Origin of the sequence: Chromobacterium sp. Panama (assembly GCF_003052555.1) — a bacterium.
Lineage (GTDB): Bacteria > Pseudomonadota > Gammaproteobacteria > Burkholderiales > Chromobacteriaceae > Chromobacterium.
In genome coordinates this window covers 4,854,732-4,880,617 of record NZ_QARX01000001.1, presented here as the reverse complement: position 1 = coordinate 4,880,617, position 25,886 = coordinate 4,854,732, and the positions used below count along the sequence as shown (strand labels likewise).

Annotated in this window: 22 protein-coding genes; 13 read left to right on the top strand and 9 right to left on the bottom strand. The window is 64.0% G+C overall.

Annotated elements, in window-relative coordinates:
• Positions 1-141: 141 nt before the first annotated feature.
• The 3 genes from DB032_RS21960 to DB032_RS21950 all read right to left on the bottom strand — a co-directional run bounded on the left by DB032_RS21960 (position 142) and on the right by DB032_RS21950 (position 5,120).
• Entirely contained in the window at positions 142-1,401 is a 1,260-nt protein-coding gene (locus DB032_RS21960) for an ABC transporter substrate-binding protein (RefSeq protein WP_107801327.1), read from the bottom strand.
• A 191-nt stretch (positions 1,402-1,592) separates the two neighbouring features.
• A complete protein-coding gene (locus DB032_RS21955) occupies positions 1,593-2,975 on the bottom strand; it encodes an OprD family outer membrane porin (RefSeq protein WP_107801326.1) in 1,383 nt (460 codons plus the stop codon).
• A 447-nt stretch (positions 2,976-3,422) separates the two neighbouring features.
• Complete coding sequence (locus DB032_RS21950) at positions 3,423-5,120, bottom strand: methyl-accepting chemotaxis protein (protein ID WP_107801325.1); 1,698 nt, start codon at positions 5,118-5,120, stop codon at positions 3,423-3,425.
• A gap of 225 nt (positions 5,121-5,345) precedes the next feature.
• Between DB032_RS21950 and DB032_RS21945 the strand changes: the two genes are divergently transcribed.
• The 3 genes from DB032_RS21945 to DB032_RS21935 all read left to right on the top strand — a co-directional run bounded on the left by DB032_RS21945 (position 5,346) and on the right by DB032_RS21935 (position 8,380).
• Positions 5,346-7,325, top strand: a complete 1,980-nt coding sequence (locus tag DB032_RS21945; RefSeq protein ID WP_107801324.1) for a U32 family peptidase — start codon at positions 5,346-5,348, stop codon at positions 7,323-7,325.
• 148 nt (positions 7,326-7,473) lie between these two features.
• Positions 7,474-7,884 (top strand): YkgJ family cysteine cluster protein, encoded by a 411-nt coding sequence (locus DB032_RS21940; RefSeq protein WP_107801323.1) that lies wholly within the window; start codon positions 7,474-7,476, stop codon positions 7,882-7,884.
• A 28-nt stretch (positions 7,885-7,912) separates the two neighbouring features.
• On the top strand, positions 7,913-8,380 hold the full coding sequence (locus DB032_RS21935) for a DMT family transporter (RefSeq protein ID WP_107801322.1): 468 nt from the start codon (positions 7,913-7,915) through the stop codon (positions 8,378-8,380).
• Positions 8,381-8,453: 73 nt separating this feature from the next.
• On the opposite strand, the gene DB032_RS21930 is transcribed toward DB032_RS21935, so the two are convergent.
• Entirely contained in the window at positions 8,454-8,927 is a 474-nt protein-coding gene (locus DB032_RS21930) for a Spy/CpxP family protein refolding chaperone (RefSeq protein ID WP_052051842.1), read from the bottom strand.
• Between the two features lie 325 nt (positions 8,928-9,252).
• Positions 9,253-9,732 (bottom strand): Spy/CpxP family protein refolding chaperone, encoded by a 480-nt coding sequence (locus DB032_RS21925; protein WP_107801321.1) that lies wholly within the window; start codon positions 9,730-9,732, stop codon positions 9,253-9,255.
• A 229-nt stretch (positions 9,733-9,961) separates the two neighbouring features.
• Here DB032_RS21925 and DB032_RS21920 point away from each other — a divergent pair, with 229 nt between their 5' ends.
• The 4 genes from DB032_RS21920 (at position 9,962) to gstA (ending at position 13,966) form a co-directional block, all read left to right on the top strand.
• Positions 9,962-12,232 (top strand): TerB family tellurite resistance protein, encoded by a 2,271-nt coding sequence (locus DB032_RS21920; protein ID WP_107801320.1) that lies wholly within the window; start codon positions 9,962-9,964, stop codon positions 12,230-12,232.
• Between the two features lie 64 nt (positions 12,233-12,296).
• A complete protein-coding gene (locus tag DB032_RS21915; protein ID WP_107801319.1) occupies positions 12,297-12,581 on the top strand; it encodes a VF530 family DNA-binding protein in 285 nt (94 codons plus the stop codon).
• Positions 12,582-12,663: 82 nt separating this feature from the next.
• Positions 12,664-13,233 carry a DUF4337 domain-containing protein gene (locus DB032_RS21910; RefSeq protein WP_107801318.1) on the top strand — a complete coding sequence of 190 codons (570 nt, stop codon included), beginning with the start codon at positions 12,664-12,666 and terminating at the stop codon, positions 13,231-13,233.
• Between the two features lie 121 nt (positions 13,234-13,354).
• Complete coding sequence (gene gstA, locus DB032_RS21905) at positions 13,355-13,966, top strand: glutathione transferase GstA (protein WP_107801317.1); 612 nt, start codon at positions 13,355-13,357, stop codon at positions 13,964-13,966.
• A gap of 83 nt (positions 13,967-14,049) precedes the next feature.
• Here the strand turns inward: gstA and DB032_RS21900 are convergent, their stop codons facing one another.
• A complete protein-coding gene (locus tag DB032_RS21900; protein WP_107801316.1) occupies positions 14,050-14,589 on the bottom strand; it encodes an NAD(P)H-dependent oxidoreductase in 540 nt (179 codons plus the stop codon).
• A 103-nt stretch (positions 14,590-14,692) separates the two neighbouring features.
• On the opposite strand from DB032_RS21900, the gene DB032_RS21895 reads away from it, so the two are divergent.
• The 5 genes from DB032_RS21895 (at position 14,693) to DB032_RS21875 (ending at position 19,272) form a co-directional block, all read left to right on the top strand.
• On the top strand, positions 14,693-15,016 hold the full coding sequence (locus DB032_RS21895; protein WP_107801315.1) for a helix-turn-helix domain-containing protein: 324 nt from the start codon (positions 14,693-14,695) through the stop codon (positions 15,014-15,016).
• A 34-nt stretch (positions 15,017-15,050) separates the two neighbouring features.
• Positions 15,051-16,958: a bifunctional 2',3'-cyclic-nucleotide 2'-phosphodiesterase/3'-nucleotidase gene (locus DB032_RS21890; protein ID WP_107801314.1), complete on the top strand. Its 1,908-nt coding sequence runs from the start codon at positions 15,051-15,053 to the stop codon at positions 16,956-16,958.
• A gap of 187 nt (positions 16,959-17,145) precedes the next feature.
• A complete protein-coding gene (locus DB032_RS21885) occupies positions 17,146-17,484 on the top strand; it encodes a nucleotide pyrophosphohydrolase (protein WP_107801313.1) in 339 nt (112 codons plus the stop codon).
• Positions 17,485-17,582: 98 nt separating this feature from the next.
• The gene (locus DB032_RS21880; RefSeq protein ID WP_107801312.1) at positions 17,583-18,311 is read left to right on the top strand and encodes an NAD-dependent protein deacylase; all 729 of its coding nucleotides are present in this window, start codon (positions 17,583-17,585) and stop codon (positions 18,309-18,311) included.
• 157 nt (positions 18,312-18,468) lie between these two features.
• A complete protein-coding gene (locus DB032_RS21875; protein ID WP_107801311.1) occupies positions 18,469-19,272 on the top strand; it encodes a mechanosensitive ion channel family protein in 804 nt (267 codons plus the stop codon).
• Between the two features lie 64 nt (positions 19,273-19,336).
• Here DB032_RS21875 and DB032_RS21870 read toward each other — a convergent pair whose 3' ends face one another.
• The 3 genes from DB032_RS21870 to DB032_RS21860 form a co-directional block, all read right to left on the bottom strand.
• Positions 19,337-19,870 carry a DUF2059 domain-containing protein gene (locus DB032_RS21870; RefSeq protein ID WP_107801310.1) on the bottom strand — a complete coding sequence of 178 codons (534 nt, stop codon included), beginning with the start codon at positions 19,868-19,870 and terminating at the stop codon, positions 19,337-19,339.
• A 74-nt stretch (positions 19,871-19,944) separates the two neighbouring features.
• Complete coding sequence (locus tag DB032_RS21865) at positions 19,945-20,496, bottom strand: hypothetical protein (protein WP_107801309.1); 552 nt, start codon at positions 20,494-20,496, stop codon at positions 19,945-19,947.
• A 208-nt stretch (positions 20,497-20,704) separates the two neighbouring features.
• Positions 20,705-24,181: an indolepyruvate ferredoxin oxidoreductase family protein gene (locus DB032_RS21860; RefSeq protein ID WP_107801308.1), complete on the bottom strand. Its 3,477-nt coding sequence runs from the start codon at positions 24,179-24,181 to the stop codon at positions 20,705-20,707.
• A 604-nt stretch (positions 24,182-24,785) separates the two neighbouring features.
• On the opposite strand from DB032_RS21860, the gene rarD reads away from it, so the two are divergent.
• A complete protein-coding gene (rarD, locus tag DB032_RS21855; protein ID WP_107801307.1) occupies positions 24,786-25,700 on the top strand; it encodes an EamA family transporter RarD in 915 nt (304 codons plus the stop codon).
• Positions 25,701-25,886 lie beyond the last annotated feature (186 nt).

Sequence of the window (25,886 nt, the reverse complement as noted above, 5' to 3'; positions counted from 1 at the left end):
AACCTGTTTACGATCTGCTGCGCGTCGTGAGACGTCACACGGTGAGTACCGCTTCGAAATGCTGATGTAGCATTTGTACATTCCGCTTTCTCAGCCGCAACGCCTTGTCTCGTCTTCGCTCGCGAGATCGTAAACACGTTCTCAGAGCTTGCCGCTCCAGAACGCCGCCGCCTCGTCCAGCGCGGCCTTGGGGTCCTGGCGGCCGGTGACGGCTTTTTCCACCGCGGCGGCCAGGCGGGCGGACAGCACGTCCGGATCCTTGACGCCGGCCAGGTAGATGGTGCGGGTCTTGTCCAGACTGGCGGCGGCCACGCCTACGGCTTTTTCCGCCGCGCCGGCGTCATTGGCCACTTTCTGGAAGTAGGGGTCCTGCGCCGCCTTGCGCGCGGTGGGCAGGGTGCCGGCCAGTTTGGCGAAGGCGAGCTGGTTGTCGGCGTTGGTCAGGTAGTTGCCGAACTTGCCTATTTCCGGCAGCAGCGCCTTGTTGACGTTGCGCGCCACGCCGAAGTTGAACATCCAGCCGCCGGCGGCGATGCCGGTGGGGCCGATGGGCGCCGGAGCCACCTGGGTGGACTGGTAGAGCTTGGGCGCTTCGTCGCGCACCCGGGTCAGCGAGGCCGGGGTGGTGACCAGCATGGCCATGCGGCCGCTGTTGTAGGCGGCGATGGACACCTGGAAGTTGTCCTGGGCGAACAGATTGTCCTTCAGCAGCGCGCCGGACTTGTAGGCGTCGCCCAGTTTTTTCAGCATGGCCACGTGGGCCGGGCTGTTGAACACGGGTTTGCCGTCCTTGAGCAAGGGCAGGCCGTTCTGGATCAGAAAGCCTTCGATCTTGGTGGGGCCCAGCGCCGGCGCGAAGCCGGCGACGCCGGTCTTGGCCTTGATGGTTTTGGCGTAAGCCAGCTGCTCGTCCAGCGATTTGGGCGGCTTGGCCGGGTTGAGGCCGGCTTTCTTGAACAGTTCGGCGTTATAGGCGATGACGTTGGCGCCGTTGTAGTGCGGGAAGGCGTAGACCTTGCCGTCGAAGGTCACGTCCTTGATCGCGCCGTCCACGTACTGGCCCTTGTTGATTACGCCGTCCAGCGGCTGCAGCAGGCCGCTTTGCTTGTAGTCGTAAGCCCAAGGCACGTTCAGGTTGACCAGGGCCGGCGGCTTGCCGGCGCCGACGGCGGCGGTGAACTTGGACTGGATCACGTCCCAGGGGTAGTCGGTCCATTTGATTTCGACATTGGGATTCTGGGCGTTGTATTTGCCGACCAGATCCTTGAAGTAGCCGTCGAATTTGGGCGACAAGCTCATGGTCCACACTTCCAGCACCGGTTTGTCGGCGGCCAGCGCCGGCAGGGCGACGGCGCAGCCGGCGATGAGCAGGGAGGCGCGAGCGAAGGCGTTGAGTTTCATGATGGTTTCTCCTTGGAGGCCGGCGCTGGCGGGCGGCCAGTCTGACGGCGGACTTGCTGTGTTGTTATGCCATTTGATTGGCGTTTTTCCGCATTGTGGCATTGAAGTGGTGTCAATGAAAGCGAGACCAGTTCAATGCCAGTGAGCCGGCGGCCGGACGGGGGAGGAAAGGCCCCGGCCGGCCGCGCGGATCAGAAGGTCTTGCTGTAGGAAGCGATCACCTTGACGTCGTTGCGGTCGGATTTGCCGTAGAAGCCGTCGGTGCGCAGCCAGGCCGGGTAGACGCCGATGCTGGCGCCCTTGAACATGCCGCTTTGCACGCTGTAGCCGATGCTGAAGTCCACCTCGTGCGCCTTGGTGTCGGCCTTGCCCGGGTTTTTCATTCCGGTGGCGTAGTTGCCGGACAGGCCCACGGTCAGGCCGGGCACGCCCACCTTGGCCAGGTCGTAGTTGACGCCCAGCTTGTAGACGGTGGTGCCGTCCCAGACGAAGTCGTCCAGCTGGCCCCAGGTCTGGATGAAGTTGCGGTTGTCGCTATTGCCCCACGGCGTCATGCGGAAGTTCAGTTCGCCGGAGTCCGGGGCCTTGGTGTAGCCCAGGCCGCCCATCAGCGTCCAGCCGTTGGTGGCGTAGCTGACGCTGCCGCTGGCGTGGTATTCGTTCTTGGGGTTCTGGATGCCGGAGAGCTGGGTCTGGTACTTGCCGGTGAAGTAGTAGCCGGTGGCGGTCAGCTTGTCGTCGCCGTTGAGCTGCCAGGAGTAGGAGCCGGCGATCTGGGCGTTGCGGCGGTAGTCCTTGCCTTCGCCTACGCCGACGTCGACGAAGCCGTTCTTGGGCGCGTAGCGGAAGCCCAGGCTGTTGACGTAGTCGACGCGCTTGGCGGCGCTGCCGTTGCTGCGGCCCTGTTCCCAGGAGTTGCTCATGTCGCGGAAGCGGGTGTCCCATTCGTTGCGGAACTGGTCGGCCCAGCCGTAGCCCACTTCGAAGTCGCCGAACTTGTATTTCATTTCCACGCCGCGGTAGGCGTGGGATTGCAGGCCGCCGGAGGTGCCCAGGGTGCCGATGCCTATCGGAGTGTAGCCGGCGCGGGCGGAGAAGCCCTGGCCGTCCTCGTGCTGGCGGAATTTCAGCGCCGCCTGGCTCAAGACCGCGGCGCTCTTGTCCACGCCGCCGGGCTGGGAGCTGTCGTTGACGTCGTGATTCAGCACTTCCGACCAGCCTTTGCCGCTGTCCAGGCGGATGGCGGCGTGGGCGGCGGCGTCGAAGCCCAGCTTGTTCCAGGCGTAGCCGGAGCGGAAGTTCAGGCCCAGGTTGAGCGCGTTGACGGTGATGTCGTCGCGGTTCTTGCCGTTGGGCGGGGCCGGCCAGTCCGCCTGGCGGTTGCGGCCGTAATAGATGGCGCTGACGGTGGTTTCGGACTTGGTGATCAAGTCGTAGACGTCCACCGGTTCGAAGGTGGACGGCGCGCCCTGGGTGGGCGAGGTGTCGTTGGTCGGAATCGAGTCTTCCGCCGCCATGACGACACAGGGCAGGGCGGTCAACAGCAGTAGGGCAAGCTTGGTCGGCTTAGGCATTTCAGTCACTCCAATCACGTGGCGACACCTCTGGCGGATGTCCTGCGCTAAAACTATCTGGTCTTTTACTGGTTCTCAATTGGTATCTCATTGGTATTGCAAAATAATTCGTCATATTGTTGCAATGCTGCCATGCACATGGGTTTGCTGGAAGTAGCCGTTCTTTGACGTCAGATGGCCGCTGAATGCGAATGAAAGGCATCTGCTTTTTGTTTTTACGAACGAAATTTGGAGCGCCAACGAATGATTGGCCGTGGAGGCTATGCGTTTTCAGTCGCGATAGCGTGTGTGGGCGCGGAGAATGTTCGCTTATCGACATTGCTGCTATGCAGCATGACCTTGAGGCCAAGTCCGGCTCCGGCTGACCCATAGGCCACCGGCCATTGCCAGACTAAAAAAAAGCCTGGCAAGCGCCAGGCCAAGTGCGGAGAGGAGGTAAGCGGCGCTTCAGCCGGCGGCCGCCAGCGAATGGCCGGTCTGCAGCGGCGTTTCGCCGCCCTGGCTTTGACCGGCCTGAGGCAGGGTGAAGTAGTTGATGCTGGATTGCAGCTCGTGCGACATCTGTTCCATCTGGCTGGCGGAGTCCGCGGTCTGGCTGGCGGCGGCGCTGGTTTCCTCGGACATCTGCGCCACTTTCTCCACATTGGCGGCGATGCCGGTGCCGGCGGCCTGCTGCTCGTGCAGGGACACCGAGATCGCGCTCAGCGATTGCTTGACCCTGGCCACCTTGTCGTTGATGCCGGTGATGGCGGCGCGCGCGTCGCTGGCCTGTTGCAGCCCCACTTCCATATGGTCCACGGTGTGGTGGATGTTCTGCACCACGTGGGCGCTGCTATCCAGCATTTCGCGGATGCTGGCGCCGATTTCGGAGGTGGATTGGGCGGTGCGCTCGGACAGTTTGCGCACTTCGTCGGCCACCACGGCGAAGCCGCGGCCCTGTTCGCCGGCGCGCGCGGCCTCGATGGCGGCGTTCAGCGCCAGCAGATTGGTCTGGTCCGCCACGTCGCGTATCACCTGGATCACGTTGGCGATCTGCTGCGAGCGGCTGCTCATCAGGTCGGCCTGGTCTTGCGAGGCGCGCGCCATGTCGGCCACCGATTCTATGGTGTGCAGGGTCTGGTCGATGATGGATTCGCCGCGGGTGGCCAGTTCGCCGGTGGAGACGGATTCGGTGGCCACGTCCGTGGTGTTGTCGTCCACCGAGCAGATGCTGACCGACAACTGTTCCACCGACGCCGACATCGACGAGGCGGCGCGAGTCTGTTCCTCCGCGCTGGCGGCCACCTGCTCCGCCGCCGCCGCCAGCTCGGTGGCGTTGGCGCTCAGCTGGCTGATGATCTGCTGCATGGCGCGCACCATGCGGATCAAGCCGCTCTGCATCCGCGCCATGGAGGCGATCACGCTGTGCTGATCGCCCGCCTTGACCTGCAGTCTTTGGCTGAGGTCGCCGTTGGCGATGCGTTCGGTCAGCGCCACCACGTCGCGCGGCTCGCCGCCCAGCTCGGCCATCAGCGAGCGGATGATGATCAGCGACAGCACGGCGCCCAGCGCCACGCCGCAGATCAAGAGCGCGATGGCGACGGCGCGGCTGGCGGCGGCGCGTTCCTGCGCCTTGGCGAACTCTTCCGCCGCCACCCGCAGCTGCAAGTCGATCAGCGCGGCGATGCGGTTGGCGATGGGATCGATGGCCGGGTACATTTCCTTGTCCAGGAAGAGCTGCATCGCGGCGCGGTCCCCGGACTGGGCCAGGCTTTTGAGCCGCGCCACGCTGGCGTCGGCCTGACGCATCGCCGCCTCGGCCTGGTCGGCCAGGGTTTTTTCCTCGGCGGTCAGATAGGTGGCGCGGTAATCGCCCCATTGTTTTTTCAGCGCCGCCTGCGCGGCGTCGATGCCGCCTAGAAAACCGGCGGCGTCGATGGCGCCGGCATGCAGCTTGTGCGCGCCGTCCACAATGCCCACCGCGTAGCTGTCGGCCACGGTTTTCAGCTGCTTCAGGCAGACCACCCGGTCGTTGTAGGTGGTGGCGAAGTCGTCGAGTATGCCTTTTTGCGCATGTTGGCCAAACAGGCTGATCAGGATGGTGATGGCCAGCAGGGCCGCGACGAGCGCGCTTAGGCGCTGGGCGATGGTCAGGCGGTTGAACATGACGCTCTCCGAATTGGTTTTTACATGCATAAAACCGATTTTGACTATTTGGAGGTGTAGTCGCGGCATGTGACGGCGGCATGGCAAGGCCGTGAACCTGGGGGTTTAACTTAAAAGCCGCTGCTGCAAAATTCTACCTATAACTCCATGATTCCGTTATAATTCCGCCCCTTTGCGGCCGCCATCGCCCGACGCGGCCACCTATACTAAATGTCAGGAAACGCCATGAGCCTGTTGTCGCACCAGATCGAGTTGCTATCGCCCGCCAAGACCGCCGAAATCGGCCGCGAGGCCATCTTGCACGGCGCCGACGCGGTGTACATCGGCGGGCCCAGCTTCGGCGCGCGCCACAACGCCTGTAATAGCGTGGAGGACATCGCCGGCCTGACCGCGTTCGCCCACCGTTACCACACGCGCATCTTCGCCACGCTCAACACCATCTTGCACGACGCCGAGCTGGAGCCGGCGCGCAAGCTGATCTGGCAGTTGTACGACGCCGGCGTGGACGCGCTGATCATCCAGGATATGGGCATCCTGGAACTGGACCTGCCGCCTATCCAGCTGCACGCGTCCACCCAATGCGACATCCGCACGCCGGAAAAAGCGCGTTTCCTGTCCGACGCCGGCTTCTCCCAGGTGGTGCTGGCCCGCGAGCTGACCATTCCGCAAATCCGCAAGGCGGCGGATGCGGTGGGCGACGACGCCACCATCGAATACTTCATCCACGGCGCGCTGTGCGTGGCCTTCTCCGGCCAGTGCTATATCAGCCACGCCGACAACGGCCGCAGCGCCAACCGCGGCGACTGTTCGCAAGCCTGTAGGCTGCCGTACACGCTGACCGACAAGGACGGCGGCGTGGTGGCTTTCGACAAGCATTTGCTGTCGATGAAGGACAACAACCAGAGCGCCAATCTGGAGGCCTTGCTGGACGCCGGCGTGCGTTCCTTGAAGATCGAGGGCCGCTACAAGGACGTGTCCTATGTGAAGAACATCACCGCCCATTACCGGCTGCTGCTGGACGAGATCATCGAGCGGCGGCCGGAGCTGGCGCGCGCCTCCAGCGGCGACAGCGAGATCTTCTTCGCGCCTGACCCGGACAAGACCTTCCACCGCGGCGGCACCGACTACTTCGCCACCGGCCGCAAGATCGACATCGGCGCCTTCGATTCGCCCAAATTCGTCGGCGTCGGCCTGGGCGTGGTCAGCAAGGTGGGCCCGGACTGGCTGGAGATCGCCACCGGCGAAACCATGAGCAACGGCGACGGCATCAACTTCATGAAGAAGCGCGAAGTGGTGGGCGTGCAGGCCAATACCGTGCAGCAAGTGGGTAAGACCGCGGACGGCGAGCTGTTGTGGCGGGTGTTTCCCAACGACGTTTCGGTGCTGGCCGGTCTCAAGCCGGGCGTGGACATCAGCCGCAACCGCGACCACGCCTGGGAACTGGCGCTGCTGAAGAAGTCCGCCGAACGCAAGGTGGGCGTGTGGATGAGGCTGAGCGAAAACGCCGAAGGCCTGGAACTGAGCGTTACCGACGAGGACGGCGTCAGCGCCTCCGCCTGTAGCCCGCTGGCGCTGGAGCCGGCCAAGGACGCCGACAAGGCGCTGGCCGGCCTGCGCGACAATCTGGGCAAGCTGGGCAACACCATGTTCGTCGCCCACGAGGTGACGCTGCAGCTGTCCCAGCCGTGGTTCGCGCCGGCCTCGGCGATCAACGCGCTGCGCCGCGACGCCATCGCCCGGCTGGAGGCCGCGCGCTTGCAGGCCTGGCCGCGCCAGCCGCGCAAGGCGGCGCTGGAGCCGCCGGCGCCGTATCCGGAAAAGACGCTGAGCTATCTGGCCAATGTCTACAACAACCTGGCCTGGCAGTTCTACCGCAAGCACGGGGTGGAGCTCATCGACGCCGCCTACGAAGCGCACGAGGAAGAGGGCGAGGTCAGCCTGATGATCACCAAGCACTGCCTGCGCTTCTCCTTCAATCTGTGTCCGAAGCAGGCCAAGGGCGTGAAGGGCGTGATGGGTCAGGTGCGCGCCGATCCGATGACGCTGAAGTCCGGCAACGAGACCTATACGCTGAAGTTCGAATGCCGGCCCTGCGAGATGCATGTGATGGGCAAGATGAAAAAGCACATCCTGAAGGCGGCGCCGCCGAGCGAGGTGCCCTACACCGCGCCCCTGACCTTCTTCAAGCAGCGACCGCAGTCTTGAGCGCTGGATTGCCGGCCTGAAACGGCCGGCGAGCCGATTGCGGCGGCGGCGGGGAGGCGCGTAAAATGCGCCTCTTTCCTTTTTTCCTCTCTGGAACAATCCTTTAATAAACGATCGCCGGCCACGCCGGCAGCACGGGGAATCAAACGTGGCCGACATCGAGCGCCTGGACACCTGGGTCAAATACAAGAACGGTTTATGCGACGACTGCATGGGCAGCTGCTGTTCCATGCCGGTGGAAGTGCGGCTGCCCGATCTGGTGCGCATGGGCGTGGTGGACGAGTTCGAGTTGGAAGAACCGATCAAGAACATCGCCAAGCGCCTGGAAAAGCAGCGGCTGATCCAGCACTTCAATTTCAAGCGCGAGCTGTTCACGCTGGCGCGGCGCGCCAACGGCGATTGCATGCACCTGGATCAGAAGACCCGTTTGTGCACTATCTACGAGCGGCGGCCCAACACCTGCCGCAACCATCCCAAGGTGGGCCCCAAGCGTATACCCGCAATCCGCAGAAGATCGCTTTCCATCGCAACACCGCGGCGTGAACGCTGTTTCACGTGAAACCCTCCGTTGATTCGACTGGATCGTCATGAACCCCATTTATCCTTTATTCGCTTTCCTCATCGGCGTCGTGGTGCCGCTGCAAGCCGCCATCAACAACCAGCTCAAGGGCGTGCTGGGCAATAGCACGCTGCTGGCGGCGCTGGTGTCGTTCTCCGTGGGCAGCCTGTGTCTGGCCGGCCTGGCCGTCGCCACCGGTCAAAAATGGCAGGATTTGGCGCAGTTGGGCCGGGTAGAGTGGTGGATGTTGCTGGGCGGCGCGATGGGGGCGATGTTCGTGTTCGGCACTACCTTGCTGGCGCCGCGGCTGGGCGTGGCGGCCATGCTGTCCCTGGTGATCGCCGGCCAGGTGTGCGTATCCCTGATGTTCGACCGTTTCGGTTGGCTGGCGATGCCGCTGCGCGAGGTGAACGCGCCTCGGCTGCTGGGCGCGGCGCTGGTGGTGGGCGGGGTGTTGTTGGTCAACTTCGGCGACAAGTGGTTTGGACGCGCTTGAACGATGGGCGCGGAGTCAACATGCTAAAAACGGCAGCCAGAGGCTGCCGTTTTTTTGGGCCGGCGCGCGGCGCTTACTTGGGTTGCGGCTTGGCCATCGGACTCATGCGGCGGCCCATCTGGCCGTGCCATTGGTCCATCACCTTCTGTTGCTCCGGCGTCAGTTGGGCGTAGAAGGTTTTCAGCGCGTCCAGGCGCTTCTGCATCGCGTCCTGATGTTGTTTCATCATGTCCAGCATGCGCTCCATGCGCTGCGGCGCGGTGTCGCCGGCCTGGGGCTTGGGCGGCATCATCCGTTCGCCCGGCTTCATCGAGGCGGCGAAGGTTTTCCAGGCGGCTTCCTGGTTCGCCTGCAGCTTCAGTTGATCGTGTAGCCCTTGCAGATGGCGCGCGGCCATGGCTTCGCGCTGGGCCGGGTCCATGTGGCGGCCTTTTTCCATCATCGGCATCGGGCTTTGCGTCGGGGCCTCGCCGGCGGCCAGCGCGGAACCGGCAACGCCGGCGGCCAGCAGCGTGGCGATCAGCATGGGCTTGAACAGCTTGGTCATGATTGAAGACTCCTACCGAGGTTGATCATGCAGCCAGTATTGACCACGGATGTCTGGCAAGTGTTGCGGCTAGGGCGGGGCTTGTTATCGAGTGTTAACCGGGCCGGCCGGCTTAGCAGTTTGCAACAATGCGCGGAGAGATGTCGTCGGGGGCCGGCTGCTTAAGGTTCTGTCCTGCCGGCGAGGCGATTAAGCAATGCTTAGAGTCTGTTCAAAGCCTGCTGCGCTTGGTGAGACGCGACCTGCCCATCTGCCGTGGGCGCCTTCCGCTTTCTCAGCCGCAAGGTCTTGCCTCGATCTTGCTCGCGAGGCTTTGAACCGCTTCTTAGTTGTGGGGCTCGTTGCCTTGGCCGGCCTGCAGTTTGCGCATCGGCCCCTGGCCTCGGCCGCCCATCAACGGCGGGCTGTCCTGGTCCATGATTTTTTGCTGCTCGGGCGTGAGCTGGCCGTAGAAGGATTTGAGCGCTTCCAGCCGTTTTTGCAGGTTCAGCAAGTGGCGCTGCGCCATCAGCACGCGCTGCTCCATGCGCTCGGGCGCGGTGGACGCGTTTTCGCAAGGCGGCGGCGGGCCGGGGCGGGTGGCGCTGGCAAAGGCCAGCCAGGCGGCTTCCTGCGCCGGCTGTATCTTGAGCTTGTCGTGCAGCGCTTTCTGGTGCTGGGCGATGAAGGCGTCGCGCTTGGCCGGGTCTATCTTCCACGACCGGCCGGCGAAGTTGCCCATCGGCGGGCATGCGGGCTCCGGCGGCGCGGCCAGAGCGGCGCCGGCGACGAGGCTGGCGAGTATAAAGGGTATCTGCGGTTTCATAGGCGGGCCATTCCATTGATGGCTGCGACGCGGGCGGACGGCATCGGCAGGATCACTCCATTATTCTGGATGGCGACTGTCAATTAAGTATGAGTTGGCCGGGGTCAATTGTTACCAAATGTAAAGCCCGTCCGCAAGCGTTTTGCCTACGGGCTTTTTCCCGACCGGTGCGGGGATTTGAACTAGAGTGAATTGCGGCATTCCCTTATCGTCGCCGGAGCGTTTTCGCATGAGCCTGCCTGACTCTTCATTTCCTTGGTTCTCCGCGCTGGGCGCGGGCGGTTTGAACGGCGCCTTGGTGGAATATTGGATCGATGCCTGGCAGCGTTCCGTGCTGTATTGCGATATTTTGCGCCAGCGCGGCGACACCTATCTGGAGCACGCCGCCTCCGGCCACCCGCCGGTGCTGGTGTTCGACTACGACATCATCGTCGACGGCCGCGAACTGGAACAGCCGGTCAATTACGCCTTGTCGGCCATCCGTCCGCCGGACGGCTGCCCGAAACCGGACCCGGCCAAACGGCCTTTCGTGGTGATAGACCCGCGCGCCGGCCACGGGCCCGGCATAGGCGGTTTCAAGATGGACAGCGAGATCGGCATCGCGCTGCGCCAAGGCCATCCTTGTTATTTCGTGATGTTCTTCCCGGTGCCGGAGCCCAAGCAGACGATTGAATGCGTGTGGCGGGCCGAGAAAATCTTTCTGCAAAAGGTCAATCAACTGCATCCGCACAGTTCCGGCAAGCCCTTCGTCATCGGCAATTGCCAGGGCGGCTGGGCCTTGGCGATGCTGGCGGCCACCGCGCCGGAACTGGTGGGCCCCATCCTGCTGGCCGGTTCGCCCTTGTCCTACTGGGCCGGCGTGGCCGGCAAGAATCCGATGCGTTATTCCGGCGGCCTCTACGGCGGCACCTGGATGGCCTCCCTGGCCGGAGACCTGGGCCACGGCCAGTTCGACGGCGCCCACCTGGTCAGCAATTTCGAGCAGCTGGACCCGGCCAACACCTACTGGAAAAAACCTTACACCCTGTACGCCAAGGTGGACAGCGAGCGCGAACGCTTTCTGGAGTTCGAACGCTGGTGGGGCGGCCACTATCTGCTGAACAAGGCGGAAATGGAGTGGATTGTGCAGAACCTGTTCGTCGGCAACCGGCTGAGCCACGGCGAGGTGACGCTGGAGCAGGGGCGGCAGGCGGTGGATTTGCGCAATATCCGTTCGCCCATCGTGGTGTTCGCCTCCTGGGGCGACAACATCACGCCGCCGCAACAGGCCTTGTTCTGGATCGCGGATCTGTACCACAGCGTGGAGGACATCCGCGTCAATGAGCAGACCATCGTCTATTGCCTGCACGAGCAGGTGGGCCATCTGGGCATTTTCGTGTCCGCCGGCGTGGCCAACAAGGAGCACAGCGAACTGGCCAGCGCGCTGGACCTGATCGACGTGCTGCCGCCCGGCCTGTACGAGGCCATCATCACCGATACCCACCCGGAAATGGCCGGGCTGGAATATCTGCAAGGGCGCTATGTGATCCGCTTCGAGCCGCGCGACATCGACGACATCCTGGCCTTGGGCGACGGCCGCCAGGGCGAGGCCGCCTTCGAAGTGGTGCGTCGGGTGGGCGAGGTCAACCAGCAGTTGTACGACACCTTTGTCTCGCCCTGGCTGCGTTTGTACGGCAATGAGCACACCGCGCGCTGGTGGCGCGAAATGCATCCGTCGCGCCTGGAGCGGCGCTGGTTCTCCAGCCGCAACCCCTGGCTGGCCGGGCTGAGGCAATGGGCGGAGCAAGTGCGCGACGAGAGGCGGCCGGCGGCGGAGGACAATCCCTTCTGGCAATGGCAGCAAAGCTACGCGCGCTTGATGGAGACCGCGCTGGACGGCTGGCGCGACGGCCGCGACGCCTGGCAGGAACTGAGTTTCCGTAGCCTGTTCGAATCGCCGTGGAGCGCGGCGCTGACCGGCTTGAAGCCGCAGCGCGAATACGGAGTGCGCAAGGCGGACGGCAGCTGGGAGCGCAGCGAGATGCTGCGGCTCAAGCGCCAGGAGTTGGAGGCCCATTACGCCGAGGGCGGGCCGGTGGACGGCTTTTTGCGGCTGCTGATCTATGTCGCCATCGGCAACGGCGTGGTGGACGTGAGGCCGTTCAACGCCATCCGCCGGGTGATGCAGGAAACCGCCCTGGGCGAGGATTTGACGCTGGAGCAGTTCAAGCAGGCGGTGCGGCGGCAAACCTGGCTGGTGCGCAACGACGAGAAACGCGCGCTGGCGACGCTGGAGCATTTGCTGCCCACCGAGGAGCAGCGCCAGTTCTCGTTGGAATTGGCCATCCTGTTGTTGCAGGCGGCCGGGCCCATCAGCGGCGAAAAACAACAGCGGCTGGGCCGGCTGGCGCTGGCGATGGGCTTGGCGCAGCGGCACGCCGCTCCCGCCCCGGCCCCGGCGCCCGTCAAGCCCGCGCCCCAGCGCGCGCCGCGGCAACGCAAGCCCAAGCCGGCCGCGTGAGGATGGCTTTGCGGCGCGGCGGGCGCAAGGTACACTGCGCCCGCTCAAGCCAGAAAACACGATCATGAACGCATCGCAAGCCAAGAACCCCACCCACGGCGTCACGCTGGAACAGATGTTGAACCAGCTGGTCGGCCACTACGGCTGGCCGGAGCTGGGCCGGCGCATCCAGATCCGCTGCTTCAATCACGATCCCAGCGTCAAATCCAGCCTGGCCTTCTTGCGCCGCACCCCGTGGGCGCGCCAGCAGGTGGAAGACTTGTTCGTGGCGCTGAAGACCCGGCCGCAAGCGGCCGCCGGTTCCGGAACGGACTCCCGTCCGCGGCTATTTTCCAAAAAATCGTCCTGACGATCCATTGTCCCTGTCCACGGTTTGACACTGTATTGCGTTATGGCGATGGGAACCCCCTATCGTCAGCCGGGAGCGTGAGATGGAACTGGAAATCAGCGTGGAAGCGGAGAAGAAGTACTTGAACAGCCTGGTGGCGCTGACCGTGGTGCTGCTGTCGGTGTTCATGGGACTGGGCAAGCTGAAGGACGACAATATCGTGCAGGCGCGCCAGCTCTTGAAGGCGGACGCCGTGGACGGCTGGTCCGAATACCAATCCAAGAAGATCAAACAGCATCTGGCGGAAAGCAGCCTGCGCCAGGCGCGTTTGCTGGCGCTGGCCAATCCGGCGGCGGCGGCGGCCTTGCGGCCGGAGCAAGCGACGATTCAAGGCGATATCGCCCGCTACGCGGCGGAGGCGCAGGCTTTGCAGCAGAAAGCCAAGGCCAAGGAGCAGGGCTTCGAGGAGTTGAACGCTCGCCATGAGCTGTTCGACGTCAGCGACGCCGGCCTGTCCATCGCCGTCGCCTGCGCCGCGGTGGCGGCGCTGGCCGCCAATTTCATCCCGCTCTTGTGCGCCTGGGCTTTTGGCGCGCTGGGCGTGTTTTTCTGGCTGGCGGGCTTTGCCGGCTGGAACATCCATCCGGGCTGGATCGTTTCCTTGCTGGGCTGAGCCGCCGAGGCTGCGGCCCTATCGGCGGCAGGGTTGCAACTGTCATCGATTTGGATCAGGCTGTCCGGGTTTTCCGCAATCCTGCGTTTTGTCCCGAGACATTCTGAACTGGAGAAAAGCGATGAAACTGTATTTTTCCCCCGGCGCCTGCTCGCTGTCCCCGCATATCGTGTTGTTCGCCAGCGGCCTGCCCTTCGATACCGAGAAGGTCAATCTCAAGGTTCAGCCGCATCTGACCGAGGGCGGGGTGGACTTCTCCACCATCAATCCGCGCGGCTATGTGCCGGCCTTGCAGCTGGACAACGGCGAACTGCTGGCCGAGGGCGTGGCCATCGTGCAATACCTGGCGGATCAGGTGCCGGCCAAGCAGTTGGCGCCGGCCAACGGCACGCTGGAGCGCTACCGGCTGCAAGAGTGGCTGAACTATATCTCCACCGAGGTGCACAAGGGCTTCTCGCCGCTGTTCTACCCCAATAGCGACGAGCTCAAGCAGCAGGCCTGGGACAAGCTGACCCGCCGCCTGGGACTGGCGGAACAGCAGCTGGCGAAAACGCCCTATCTGCTGGGTGAACGTTTCAGCGTGGCCGACGCCTATCTGTTCACCTGCCTGAACTGGGCGCAGTTCGTCCAGCGCTCGCTGGGCGATTTCCCGGCGCTGATCGATTTCCAGAAACGCGTGGCGGCGCTGCCCTTTGTGCAGCAGGCCTTGAAGGCGGAAGGCTTGCTGGAATAATTCCAACTGGAACAGGAATACGTTCTCCGTTCCAGACAAGATCATGCCCGGCTTCGGCCGGGCATTTTTCATGGCGAGTGGATTTATATCGCCTCGGCCTGCAGGTGCCGCAGATACGCGTCCGCGCTGGCCTCGATCTCGGCGTCGCTCAGATCGTGCTCGGCGCCGTGCAGCGTGAAGCCGGGCAGCCATTCGGCGCGGAGGTAGCGGCAGGTCAGCTCGAACGGCCGCAGCACTTCCTCCATCCGGTACAGATAGCGGCCGTCGGGCGCGAAGTCCCGCTCGCGTATGCCGGTGGACACCGCCACGCTGATGCGCTTGTCCCGCATGCGCCAGTCTTCCGGCCATGCGCCGATGGCGAAGCCCTCGTCCAGCACCTGGTCCTGCCAGGTTTTCAACAGAGGCGGCGAACTGAACCAGTACAGCGGGAATTGCAGCACGATGCGTTGGTGGCGGTTCAGCAGCGCCTGTTCGCGCGCCACGTCGATCTTGCCGTCCGGGTAGGCCTGATAGAGCGAGTGCACGGTGTAGCGCTCCGGGTGCCGGCATAACGCGGCCATCCAGCGGCGGTTGATTCGGGATTGTTCCAGATCGGGGTGGGCAACGATGATCAGGGTTTTCATGGCGCTTCCTGTAAAATGGGAGAGGGCATGCTAACAACGGATCAAGTTGTTGATAAGTATGCACTTTTTTGTTTCATAAGCACCAAGAGGTAACTGTGCCCGCATGAGCGAACTGAATTTCCCCATCGACGCCACCGTGCGGCTGGTGGGCGGCAAATGGAAATGCGCGATCCTCTGCCATTTGTCCGAGGACAGCCGGCGCACCGGCGAACTGCGCCGCTTGCTGGGCGGGGTGTCGCAGAAAGTGTTGACCGAGCAACTGCGCGAACTGGAGCGCGACGGCCTGATCGCGCGCACGGTTTACGCTGAAGTGCCGCCGCGGGTGGATTACCGGCTGACCGAGCTGGGCGACACGCTGCGGCCGGTGATAGACGCGATGTGCGCCTGGGGCGCTTTCTATCTGGAGCGGCCGACGGCGGGCGTATAATGCGGGCGCGATAAAACCAGAAAAAGGCTGTCCCGTGAAACTTGCGCCTCTCCTCCTCACCTCCCTGCTGGCCGCGACGGCCGTGAACGCTTGGGCCGCCCCGCTGAAGCTGCGGGTGCTGGAAACCTCCGACGTGCACATGAACCTGCTGGATTACGATTACTACCAGGACAAGCCGACGCAGGACTTCGGCCTGGCGCGCGCGGCGACGCTGATCCGCGCGGCGCGGCAAGAGGCGCGCAACAGCCTGCTGATAGACAACGGCGATCTGTTGCAAGGCAATCCGCTGGGCGATCTGGTGGCCAAGGTTCAGCCGCTGCGCGCCGGCGAGGTTCATCCCGCCTACAAAGTGCTCAACTGGCTGGGTTACGACGCCGGCAATATCGGCAACCACGAGTTCAATTACGGCTTGCCCTTTCTGGGTCAGGCGCTGAAGACGGCGGCCTTTCCCTACGTCAACGCCAATGTGGTGGACGCCAAGACCGGCCGGCCGTATTTCCAGCCCTATGTGTTGCTCAAGCGGGAGTTCAAGGACGAGGACGGACGGCCGCAGACGCTGAACATCGGCGTGATCGGCTTTGTGCCGCCGCAGATCATGCAGTGGGACAAGGCCAATCTGCAGGGCAAGGTGGAGGTGAGGGACATCGTCGACACCGCGCGCCGCTATCTGCCTGAACTCAAGCAGAAGGGCGCCGACATCGTGATTGCGGTGCCGCATTCCGGTTTCGAAAAAGGCGAGAGCGCGCGCTTCGCCGAGAACTCGGTGGCCGGCCTGGCCGAGGTGGCCGGCATCGACGCCATCTTGTTTGGCCACGCTCACGCGGAATTCCCGTCTTCCGCCTTCGCCGGCTATCCCAAGGTGGACCTGGCCGCCGGCACCATCAACGGCGTACCGGCGGTGATGCCGGGACGTTGGGGCGATCATATCGGCGTGGTGGACCTGGTGCTGGAGCGGGGCGACGGCGGCTGGAAGGTGAGCGGCAAGCAGGCCGGCCTGCGCGCCGTCTACGACAAGCTGGCCAAGAAATCGCTGGCGGCCGCCGAGCCCAAGGTGGCCGAGCTGATCGCCGCCGAGCACCGCCGGACGCTGGACTATGTGCGCGGCAAGGTGGCGGAAACCCGCGCGCCGATTTACAGCTACTTCGCCCAGGCGGCGGACGATCCCTCGGTGCAGATCGTGGCCGAGGCCCAGGCCTGGTATGTGAAGAACGCGATCAAGGGCACCGAGTACGAAGGCTTGCCGGTATTGTCCGCCGCCGCGCCGTTCAAGGCCGGCGGCCGCCAGGGCTGGAATTACTACACCGACATCCCGGCCGGTCCGCTGGCGATCCGCAATCTGGCCGATCTCTACATCTATCCCAATACGCTGAAGGCGGTGAAGGTCAGCGGCCGCGAAGTGCGCGAGTGGCTGGAGATGTCGGCCGGGCAGTTCCTGCGCGTCGATCCCAAGGGCCCCAAGACCCAGCCGCTGCTGAACCCGGAATTCCGCTCTTACAACTTCGACAGCATCGCCGGCGTCAGCTATGAGATCGACGTCAGCCGGCCGGCGCGCTACGACGCCGACGGCAAGCTGGTTGCGCCGGACAGCCATCGCATCGTCAAGCTGAGCTATCAGGGCAAGCCGATAGACGAGAACGCCGGTTTCCTGGTGGCCACCAACAACTACCGCGCCTCCGGCGGCGGCCACTTCCCCGGCATAGACGCCAGCCGCGTGGTGGTGGATTCTCCGGACGAAAACCGCGCGGCGGTGGCCGCCTATCTGGCCGAGCGCAAGGTGGTGGACCCGGCGGCCAAGCCGGCCTGGCGCATCCTGCCGGTAGCCGGCGTCGCCATGCGCTTCGACACCGGCGCCGGCGCGTTGCGCTATCTGGCGCGCCAGCCGCAGTTCCGCCTGGCGGCGGAGCATGGCGACGGTTCGGTGAGCCTGGAATTGGCGGAATAAGAGAAAGGTTTAAGAACCTGTTCAAAGTCTGCTGAGACGTGGCACGGTTGAGTACAACTTCGAAATACTCATGTACCGTATGTACACTCTGCTTTCTCAGCCGCAACGCCCTGTCTCGCTCGCGAGCTTTTGAACAGGCTCTGAGGCGGCAAGCGCCTGATGTTCCATGTGAAACCCGGATTGAACGATGACCGAAGCCCTGATTGCTACTGAAAAACTCACCGCCGCATTGCAGCGTTTTGCCGATGAACGCGACTGGAACCGCTACCACACGCCGCGCGGCCTGATGCTGGCGCTGGTGGGCGAGGTGGGCGAACTGGCGGAAATCTTCCAATGGCTGAGCGACGAGGAAGCCGCCGCGCTGCGCGACGATCCGGCGCGCTTCACCCATCTGCAGGAGGAAATCGCCGATGTGCTGCTCTACCTGACGCGGCTGGCGATGGTGACGGGAGTGGACCTGGACGCGGCGGTACGCGACAAAATGGCCAAGAACGCCGTCAAATACCCTGTGCCAACGGCCGGCTGAGCGTATGGCATGAAAACGGCTAAGCTGAGGCCACGGTACGCGAGTGCATGACGCGGCCAGCTTCTATAGTGGATTCAATCAATAGCTGGAATGCATAGATGTCCGAGCAAATCCACCGCCTGCGCCAGATGCTGGAGCAGGCGGAAACCATTGTGGCGCTGACCGGCGCCGGCATGAGCACCGAATCCGGCATCCCGGATTTCCGCTCCGCCAACGGCCTGTGGTCGCGCAGCATGAGCCTGGCCGAAGTGGTGTCCATCGATTATTTTCGTCGCGATCCGGAGGCGTTCTGGCAGGCGTTTCGCGAGATCTTCCGCATCAAGTTGATTGGCGATTACCGGCCCAACGCCGGCCACCAGTTTCTGGCGGAATTGGAGCAGCAGGGCAAGCGGGTGACAGTGCTGACTCAGAACATAGACGGCCTGCACGCGCGCGCCGGCAGCGGCCAGGTGTTGGAATTGCACGGCAGCTTGCTGACCGCCAGCTGCCCCAGCTGCGACACCACTCACGCGCTGGACTACGTGCTGCATCACCCGCTGCCGGTCTGCCGGCTGTGTCACGACGTGCTCAAGCCCGACGTGGTGCTGTACGGGGAGGCGGTGCCCTTGATCGAGCTGGCCTTCGACGCCGCCTTGCAGGCGGACCTGCTGCTGGTGATGGGCTCGTCGTTGGAGGTGTCGCCGGTCAATCTGATCCCGCTGGAGGCGGCGCAGGCCGGCGTGGCCACCGCCTTGATCAATTACACGCCCACGCGCATGGACCACGCTTTCGACCTGCGCATTCTGGGCGGCATCGGGGAGACCTGCCGCGCCTTGTCCGACGCTTGAGAGGCGGCGCAGGTCCCGCCGCGCGTCGGCTCGCGGGACTTTGAACCGGCGCTAAAAAACGATGAGGCGGTTTCGCATTTAAAATTCATTTGGTATTTCTGTGGCAAACTCCTATCTTTAAACATGTTGCAAAACCGTTCAAAAGGGGAATTTACAAATGGATGCCATTAACTGGACTCACTGGACCGATCTGGCGGTGAAGATCGGCCTCAATATATTGTCGGCCATCTTGCTGTGGCTGGTGGGCCGCTGGCTGATCAATTTCGCCACCCGGCTGCTGGACGCCAAGCTGGCCAGCAAGTCGCTGGACCACACCATCCGCCAGTACGTGAAGTCCTTCCTGGACGTGACGCTGACCATTGTGCTGGTGATCGGCATCCTCGGTTTCTTCGGGGTGCAGACCACCACCTTCGCCGCGGTGATCGCCGCCGCCGGCGTGGCGGTGGGCATGGCCTGGAGCGGACTGCTGGCCAATTTCGCCGCCGGCATCTTCCTGGTGGTGTTGCGGCCGTTCAAAGTGGGCGATCTGGTGGGCGTGGCCGGCGTGATCGGCACGGTCAAGCACATCGGCTTGTTCGCCACCGCGGTGGACACGCCGGACGGGGTGCTGACCCTGATCGGCAATAACAAGATCTTCTCCGACACCATCCAGAACTTCAGCGTCAACGAACAGCGGCGGGTGGATTTGAAAGCCCAGTTGGCCGCCAGCGCCGATCACGCCGCGGCGATGAGCTTGCTGCGGGAGACGGTGGCCAAGGTGCCCAATGTGCTGGCCAGCCCGGCGCCGGACATCGGCCTGCTGGAGTTCACGCCCTTGGGACCGGTGTTGGCGGTGCGGCCTTATTGCAAGCCGCAGGATTACTGGCAGGTGTATTTCGACAGCAACCGCGTGATTCGCGAGACCCTGGCCGCCGGCGGCTTCCCGGCGCCGGAGCAGGCGATGGTGGTGCGTCAGAGCTGAGCGCCGCGGGCGCTGGACAACAATAACGGGGCCGCTGGCCCCGTTTTGCTGCGTGTTGGCCGGTTTAGCGGACGTCGTTCCGCCGCGCGAACTCGTCCATCTGCTGCTTGAGCTCGGGCATCAAGCGCTGGCCGATGTCCTTCATCAGCACCGGACCGATTTCCGCCGTGATCTTGGGCATCAGCCGCAGCATCTTGCTGCCGGTGGGGGTCTGATAGAAAGCGCTCATCTCGCGGATCTCGGCGACGCTGAAATTCTTGCTCAGCGCCTGGACCTGCACTTCGTTCATCAATTTGCGGGTTTCGGGGGAGTGGAAATAGGCTTGCTGGGTTTTCATCACCTGCTGCAGAAAAGCGCCGACCTTGCTTTTGCAGTCCGGCGTTTCCGCGCAGTTTGGCAGGTTTTGCCACAGCTGCTGCTCCATTTGCTGCTGCATGGAGGCTTCCATCTGTTGCATCGTTTGCGCGATGATCTCGTCGTAACGCATCGCCCGCAGCAGGGCTTTGGCGGCGGCGACGCTGTCTTCGGCGGCGAACGCCGGGCCGGCGTGGAACAGCGCGGCGCACAGGCCGGCGGCGAGAAGGGGCTTAAGGCGCATGGTCGTTTCTCTTGTTGGAATAAACGACCATGCTGATGGCTTAGAAGGTTGGCGTCAATTGAGTGGGGTCTCGCTCAAGAGGCCGGCGGGAAATCTCCCAGGTCCTCGCAGCGCTCCACCAGCAGGCTGTCCGGGCTGGCGTTGGGGATGTAGACCTGGTTGACCGGCGAGGGCGGATAGTTGGCGTCCGGCGCGCAATCGGCGCTCTGGCCCGGGCCCACCGCCACCTGGGCGCCCACTTTCAATTGGCAGCGCACCATGCGGTTGAGCTGGCTCCAGCTTGGGCAGATGGCGTTGGCGGCGCGGTAGGCGGCCACCGGCCCTTGCGGCTGGCTGAACGACCACCAGCGGCCCAGCCGCGAATTGGCCTTGGCGCTGTCGTACACGCGGTAGACCGTCACGGTTTGATCCGCCGGCTCCTGGCGCCGTACCTGGCCGGCGCACAGGCCGCCTTTGCCGGGCTGGCCCAATGCGCTGTTCAGCAGATCGGGATTGTCCACCGCGGCCATGCCGGGCAGGGCTGGCTGGGTCAGGCCGGCGCAGCGGTCGCTGCCGGGCGTGGACGCGCAGCCCAATAGCAGCGCGCAGGCGGAGGCGAGCAGCCAGTGGCGACAGTTCAGGGACATATGGGGTCTCCTATGCGGACAAGCTTGGGATGGGACGGCGCGAGAGTGCGCCAGTCTTGAGGCTAGGAAATGCTTTTGGCATTTTCAATGCGAGCAGGGCGCGACCGGCAGAAAGAATGGGTAAAAAAAGGGCGTCGACCTTGGTCGACGCCCGCAAGCTGTAGGAACACTCGGGTACTACGTTTACAGCAACTTCAATCTGTTCAACTTAGGCCACCTGGCGGTTTTTGCCCCCCGGCTTCAGCTCGCTCAGCAGCTGCGTTTGTTTGCTCTTGGCCTGCTGGTAGTTGCGCTCCTTGATGTGGCCGAAGCCGCGCACGCCTTCCCAGGTTTTCACCAGCTCCACCGCGCGCGGCAGCGCGTCCAGCGTCAGACCGCCCAGCAAGGCGTCCACCTGTTGTTCGAACTCGCCGATCAGCCGGCGCTCCAGCTTGCGGTCGGCCTGCCAAGCGAACGGGTCCAGCAGGGTGCCGCGCAGGAAGCGCAGCTTGGCCAGCCACTTCATGCCGGTCAGCAGCCAGGGGCCGAAAGCCACTTTGCGCGGCTGGCCGCCGGTGATCCAGCCGGCGCCGATGTGGAAGCGCAGCTGGTAATCGCCGTCGAACTGCTGCGCCAGCTCGCGCTGGAAGCCGCCGTCGGTGTAGAGCCGGGCCACTTCGAATTCGTCCTTGTAGGCCAGCACATGGTAGTAGTTCTTGGCCACCGCCAGCGTCAGCGCGCTGCTGGCCGGGTTCAGCGCTTCCTCGGCCTGGCGCACGCGGCCGACCAGCGCCTTGTAGCGTTCGGCCAGCGCCGCGTTCTGGTAGGCGGTCAGCGCGCTGGCGCGATGGTGCAGCACCGCGTCCGGCGTTTCACGTGGAACGAAGGCCACCACCGCCGACGGGCTGACCAGCGCTTCGATGCGCGCCGGATCATGGGCGGCGTGGCGGCCCCAGCTGAAGGCGTCCTGATTGAACTTGACCGCGGCGCCGTTCAGGCGCACCGCCTCCATGATGGCTTCCAGCGTCACCGGCACCAAACCCTTTTGCCAGGCGTAGCCCAGCATGAACATATTGCTGGCGATGGCGTCGCCCAGCAGCGAGGTGGCCAGCCGGGTGGCGTTGACCTCGCTGTAGCGGCCGGCGCCCACCGATTCGACGACGGCGTCCTTCATCGCCTTGCTGGGGAAGCGCACGTCCGGGTTTTTCAGGAAGGCGCTGGTCGGCGATTCGTAGTTGTTGACGATGGCGTGGCTGAAGCCGTCGCGCATCTTGGCCAGCGCCTCCTCGGCGGCGGTGACCACCAGATCGCAGCCCAGCACCAGGTTGGCGTCGCCGGCGGCGATGCGCACCGCGTGCAGCTTGTCCTGGCTGTCGGCGATGCGCACATGCGACCACACCGAACCGCCTTTCTGCGCCAGGCCGGCCATGTCCAGCACGGTGACGCCCTTGCGGTCCAGATAGGCGGCCATGCCCAGCACCTGGCCTATGGTGACCACGCCGGTGCCGCCGACGCCGGTGACCATGATGCTGAACGGTTCGTGGAGCTGCGGAATCGTCGGCTCCGGCAGCGCCGGCATCGCGCCCAGGCTGGCGCTGCTGCCGGCGGATTTCTTCAGCTGGCCGCCTTCCACGGTGACGAAGCTGGGGCAGAAGCCCTCTACGCAGGAGTAGTCCTTATTGCAGCTGGACTGGTCGATCTTGCGTTTGCGGCCCAGCGGGGTTTCCACCGGCAACACCGACAGACAGCCGGATTTCTGGCCGCAATCGCCGCAGCCTTCGCAGACCTGCTGGTTGATGAAGGCGCGCTTGGCCGGGTCGGGGTAGTCGCCGCGTTTGCGGCGGCGGCGCTTCTCGGCGGCGCAGGTCTGATCGTGGATCAGAATGGTGGTGCCTTCGACTTCGCGCAGTTCTTTTTGCAGCCGGTCCAGTTCGCGGCGGTGGAAGACTTCCACGCCGGCCGCCAGGCCCTGGACGTTCTGGTATTTGTCCGGATCGTCGCTGGTGATCACGATGCGCTTGATGCCCTCGGCCGCCAGCTGGCGGGTGATCATGGGCACGTCCAGATAGCCGTCCACGTGCTGGCCGCCGGTCATCGCCACTGCGTCGTTGTACAGGATCTTGTAGGTGATGTTGACCTTGGCGGCCACGGCGGCGCGGATGGCCAGCAGGCCGGAGTGGAAGTAGGTGCCGTCGCCCAGATTGGTGAAAATGTGCTTGGTGTGGGTGAACGGCGCCTGGCCCACCCAGGTGATGCCTTCGCCGCCCATCTGGGTGAAGGTCTTGGTGCTGTCTGCCTGAATCCAGTGCGCCATATAGTGGCAGCCGATGCCGGCGACGGCGCGGCTGCCTTCCGGCACCTTGGTGCTGGTGTTGTGCGGACAGCCGGAGCAGTAGTGGGGCACGCGGGCGATGGACTCGCGCGGTTTGACCAGCTGGGCTTCCTTGTCGTCGTAGAACTTCAGCCTGTCGTGGATGATGGGGCTGTCGAAGATCAGCGCCAGCCGGCCGGCGATGGCGCGGGCGATCATCGCCGGGGTCAGCTCGCCGGCGGCCGGCAGCAGCCAGTCGCCGTGCGGCAGCGCCCATTCGCCTTTTTCGGCGAACTTGCCCACCACGCGCGGGCGCACGTCGTCGCGCCAGTTGTACAGCTGCTCTTTCAACTGGTATTCGATGATCTGGCGTTTTTCCTCCACCACCAGGATCTCTTCCAGACCTTCTGCGAACTGGCGCACGCCTTCCGGCTCCAGCGGCCAGACCATGCCCACCTTGAAGATGCGCAGGCCGATGTCGGCGGCCAGCGCCTCGTCTATGCCCAGATCGTCCAGCGCCTGCATCACGTCCAGATAGCTTTTGCCACAGGTGATGATGCCCAGCCGCGGCTTGGGGGAGTCCAGCGTGATGTGGTTCAGCTTGTTTGCGCGGGCATAGGCCAGCGCCGCGTACAGGCGGTGGTGCAGCACGCGTTTTTCCTGCGCCAGCGGCGCGTCCGGCCAGCGGATGTTGAGGCCGTCCTCGGGCAAGGGGAAGTCTTCCGGAATCTTGAACTGCAGCCGTTCCGGGGAGATGTCGACGATGGCGGAGCTTTCAATGGTGTCGGAGATCGCCTTGATCGATACCCAACAGCCGGAATAGCGGCTCATCGCCCAGCCGTGCAGGCCGTAGTCCAGGATTTCCTGCACCCCGGACGGGCTGAGCACCGGAATCATGCTGGCGGCGAGGATGTGGTCGGATTGATGCGGGAAGGTGGACGACTTGGCCGCGTGGTCGTCGCCGGCTACCAGCAGCACGCCGCCGTGGCGGCTGGTGCCGGCGGCGTTGCCGTGCTTGAGCACGTCGCCGGAGCGGTCCACGCCCGGGCCCTTGCCGTACCACAGCGCGTAGACGCCGTCGTATTTGGGGCCGTCGAACATATTCACCTGCTGGGTGCCCCAGACCGCGGTGGCGGCCAGGTCCTCGTTGAGGCCGGGGTGGAACACCACATTGTGTTCCTTCAGGTATTTGCCGGCCTTCTGCATGGTCTGGTCGACGTTGCCCAGCGGAGAGCCGCGGTAGCCGGTGACGTAGCCGGCGGTATTGAGCCCAGCGGCGCGGTCCAGTTGTTGTTGCAGCATGGGCAGGCGCACCAGCGCCTGAATCCCGGTCATCAGCACCTGGCCGGTGGGGGCCGTGTATTTTTCTTCCAGGTCTGCGTGGCGGATCGACATGGTTTCTCCTCCTGTCATTCTCGGGCGCGTCCGCCGCGCGGCGGACGTCCCATCGCTTGTGGCGATGGGGCCGGCCTGCGCCTTGTGGGCGCGTTCGGCCGGCCTTCTCCTTAAGTTTTAGACCCGCTGGCCCGGTGTCACCGCCCTTATGAGAGCCTGTTTCAAGTTTCGCGCGTTGAGCGCGGCAGACATTGAACAGGTTCTATGCAAGGGCGGCGGCCCGGTGTGTCTGCGCCCGCCGCATGTGTGCGGTCTGTGCGGCGCCGACGGCTTCTCCTTTGCTGTCAGCGGTTGAGCTCCATCTTCCAGCCGGTGTTTTTTTGATCGCCGGCATGTTCTGCATGTCGGCGCGGTCCCTGGTCCGGGGCTGGTTTCTAGAGTCTTTTCTCTATTTGATCGGACTATAAGTTACGTTTACGTCAACGTCAAAGAGATTGACTGAATTGGACGGCGACTGCGGCGATTGTGCCAGCGCAGCATGTTTGCCATCCGGAAAGTCATTGTTTTAAATATTGAACAATCTGTTGATTGAATAGCGGTTTTTCCGCTGAGGCAATTTGGTTAAGCTGTCATCCTGACCCCCTCCCTTGCTGTGTGAAATCCCATGAGTTCAGTTTCTTCTACCCCCGAAAGCGGCCGCGGCGTCGTTTTCACCGTTGCCGCCTTCATCTGTTGGGGTCTGTTTCCTCTGTACTGGAAGCCGCTGCACGATGTCCCGGCTTTGCAAATTCTGTGCCACCGCATTGTCTGGTCTGCGGTGTTCGTCGCGGCGGTGCTGACCGCGCGCAATCATTGGGGCTGGCTGCCGGCCGCGGTGCGAGAGCCGCGAAAGCTGGGCATCTTCGGCCTGTCTTCCCTGCTGCTGTCGCTGAACTGGCTGATCTATATCTGGGCGGTGAACGCCGGCCACGTGGTGGAGGGCAGCCTGGGCTATTTCATCAATCCGCTGTTCAATGTGTTGTTGGGCCGGATCTTTCTGTCCGAGCGCTTGAGCGGGCTGCAGAACGCCGCCTTGCTGCTGGCGGCGGCCGGCGTGGCCTGGATCACTTACAGCGCCGGCGCCTTGCCGTGGATCGCGCTGTCGCTGGCGGCCACCTTCGGCTTGTACGGCCTGCTGCGCAAGAAGGCGCCCTTGGCCTCGCTGGAGGGCCTGGCTTTGGAAACCTTCCTGATGACGCCGCTGGCGGCGCTGGCCCTGGTCTGGTTCGAATGGCAGGGGCAGGGCGCTTTCGGCCATGGCTCCGCCGCGCAGACCGGTTTGCTGATAGGCGCCGGCGTGGTGACCGCGGTGCCCTTGCTGCTGTTCGCCGCCGGCGCGCGCCGGCTCAAGCTGGCGACGGTGGGAGTGATCCAGTACATCGGCCCCAGCATCCAGCTGGCGCTGGGCGTGCTCTTGTTCGGAGAGGCGTTCGACAGCGGCCGCGCGCTGGGTTTCGGCCTGATCTGGGCGGCGCTGCTGCTGTACTCCGCCGCCGGTCTGCTGCAGATGTGGCAGGGGCGACGCGCCGCCGCGACCTGAGTTTTCCGCGTTTGGAGCAGCCCGCGTTTCGCAAGAAACGCGGGCTGTTTTCATTAGGAGAGTCTGCTATAAACCACTCAATGGGCCGTCGCCGAGTGTTTCCGGCGTCGGCCCATTGCCGAGCCGAATCCGGCCCGCGCCAGCCGTTCAAAAGCACCGAGCGCGGTTGCACCGCGCCGCCCATGC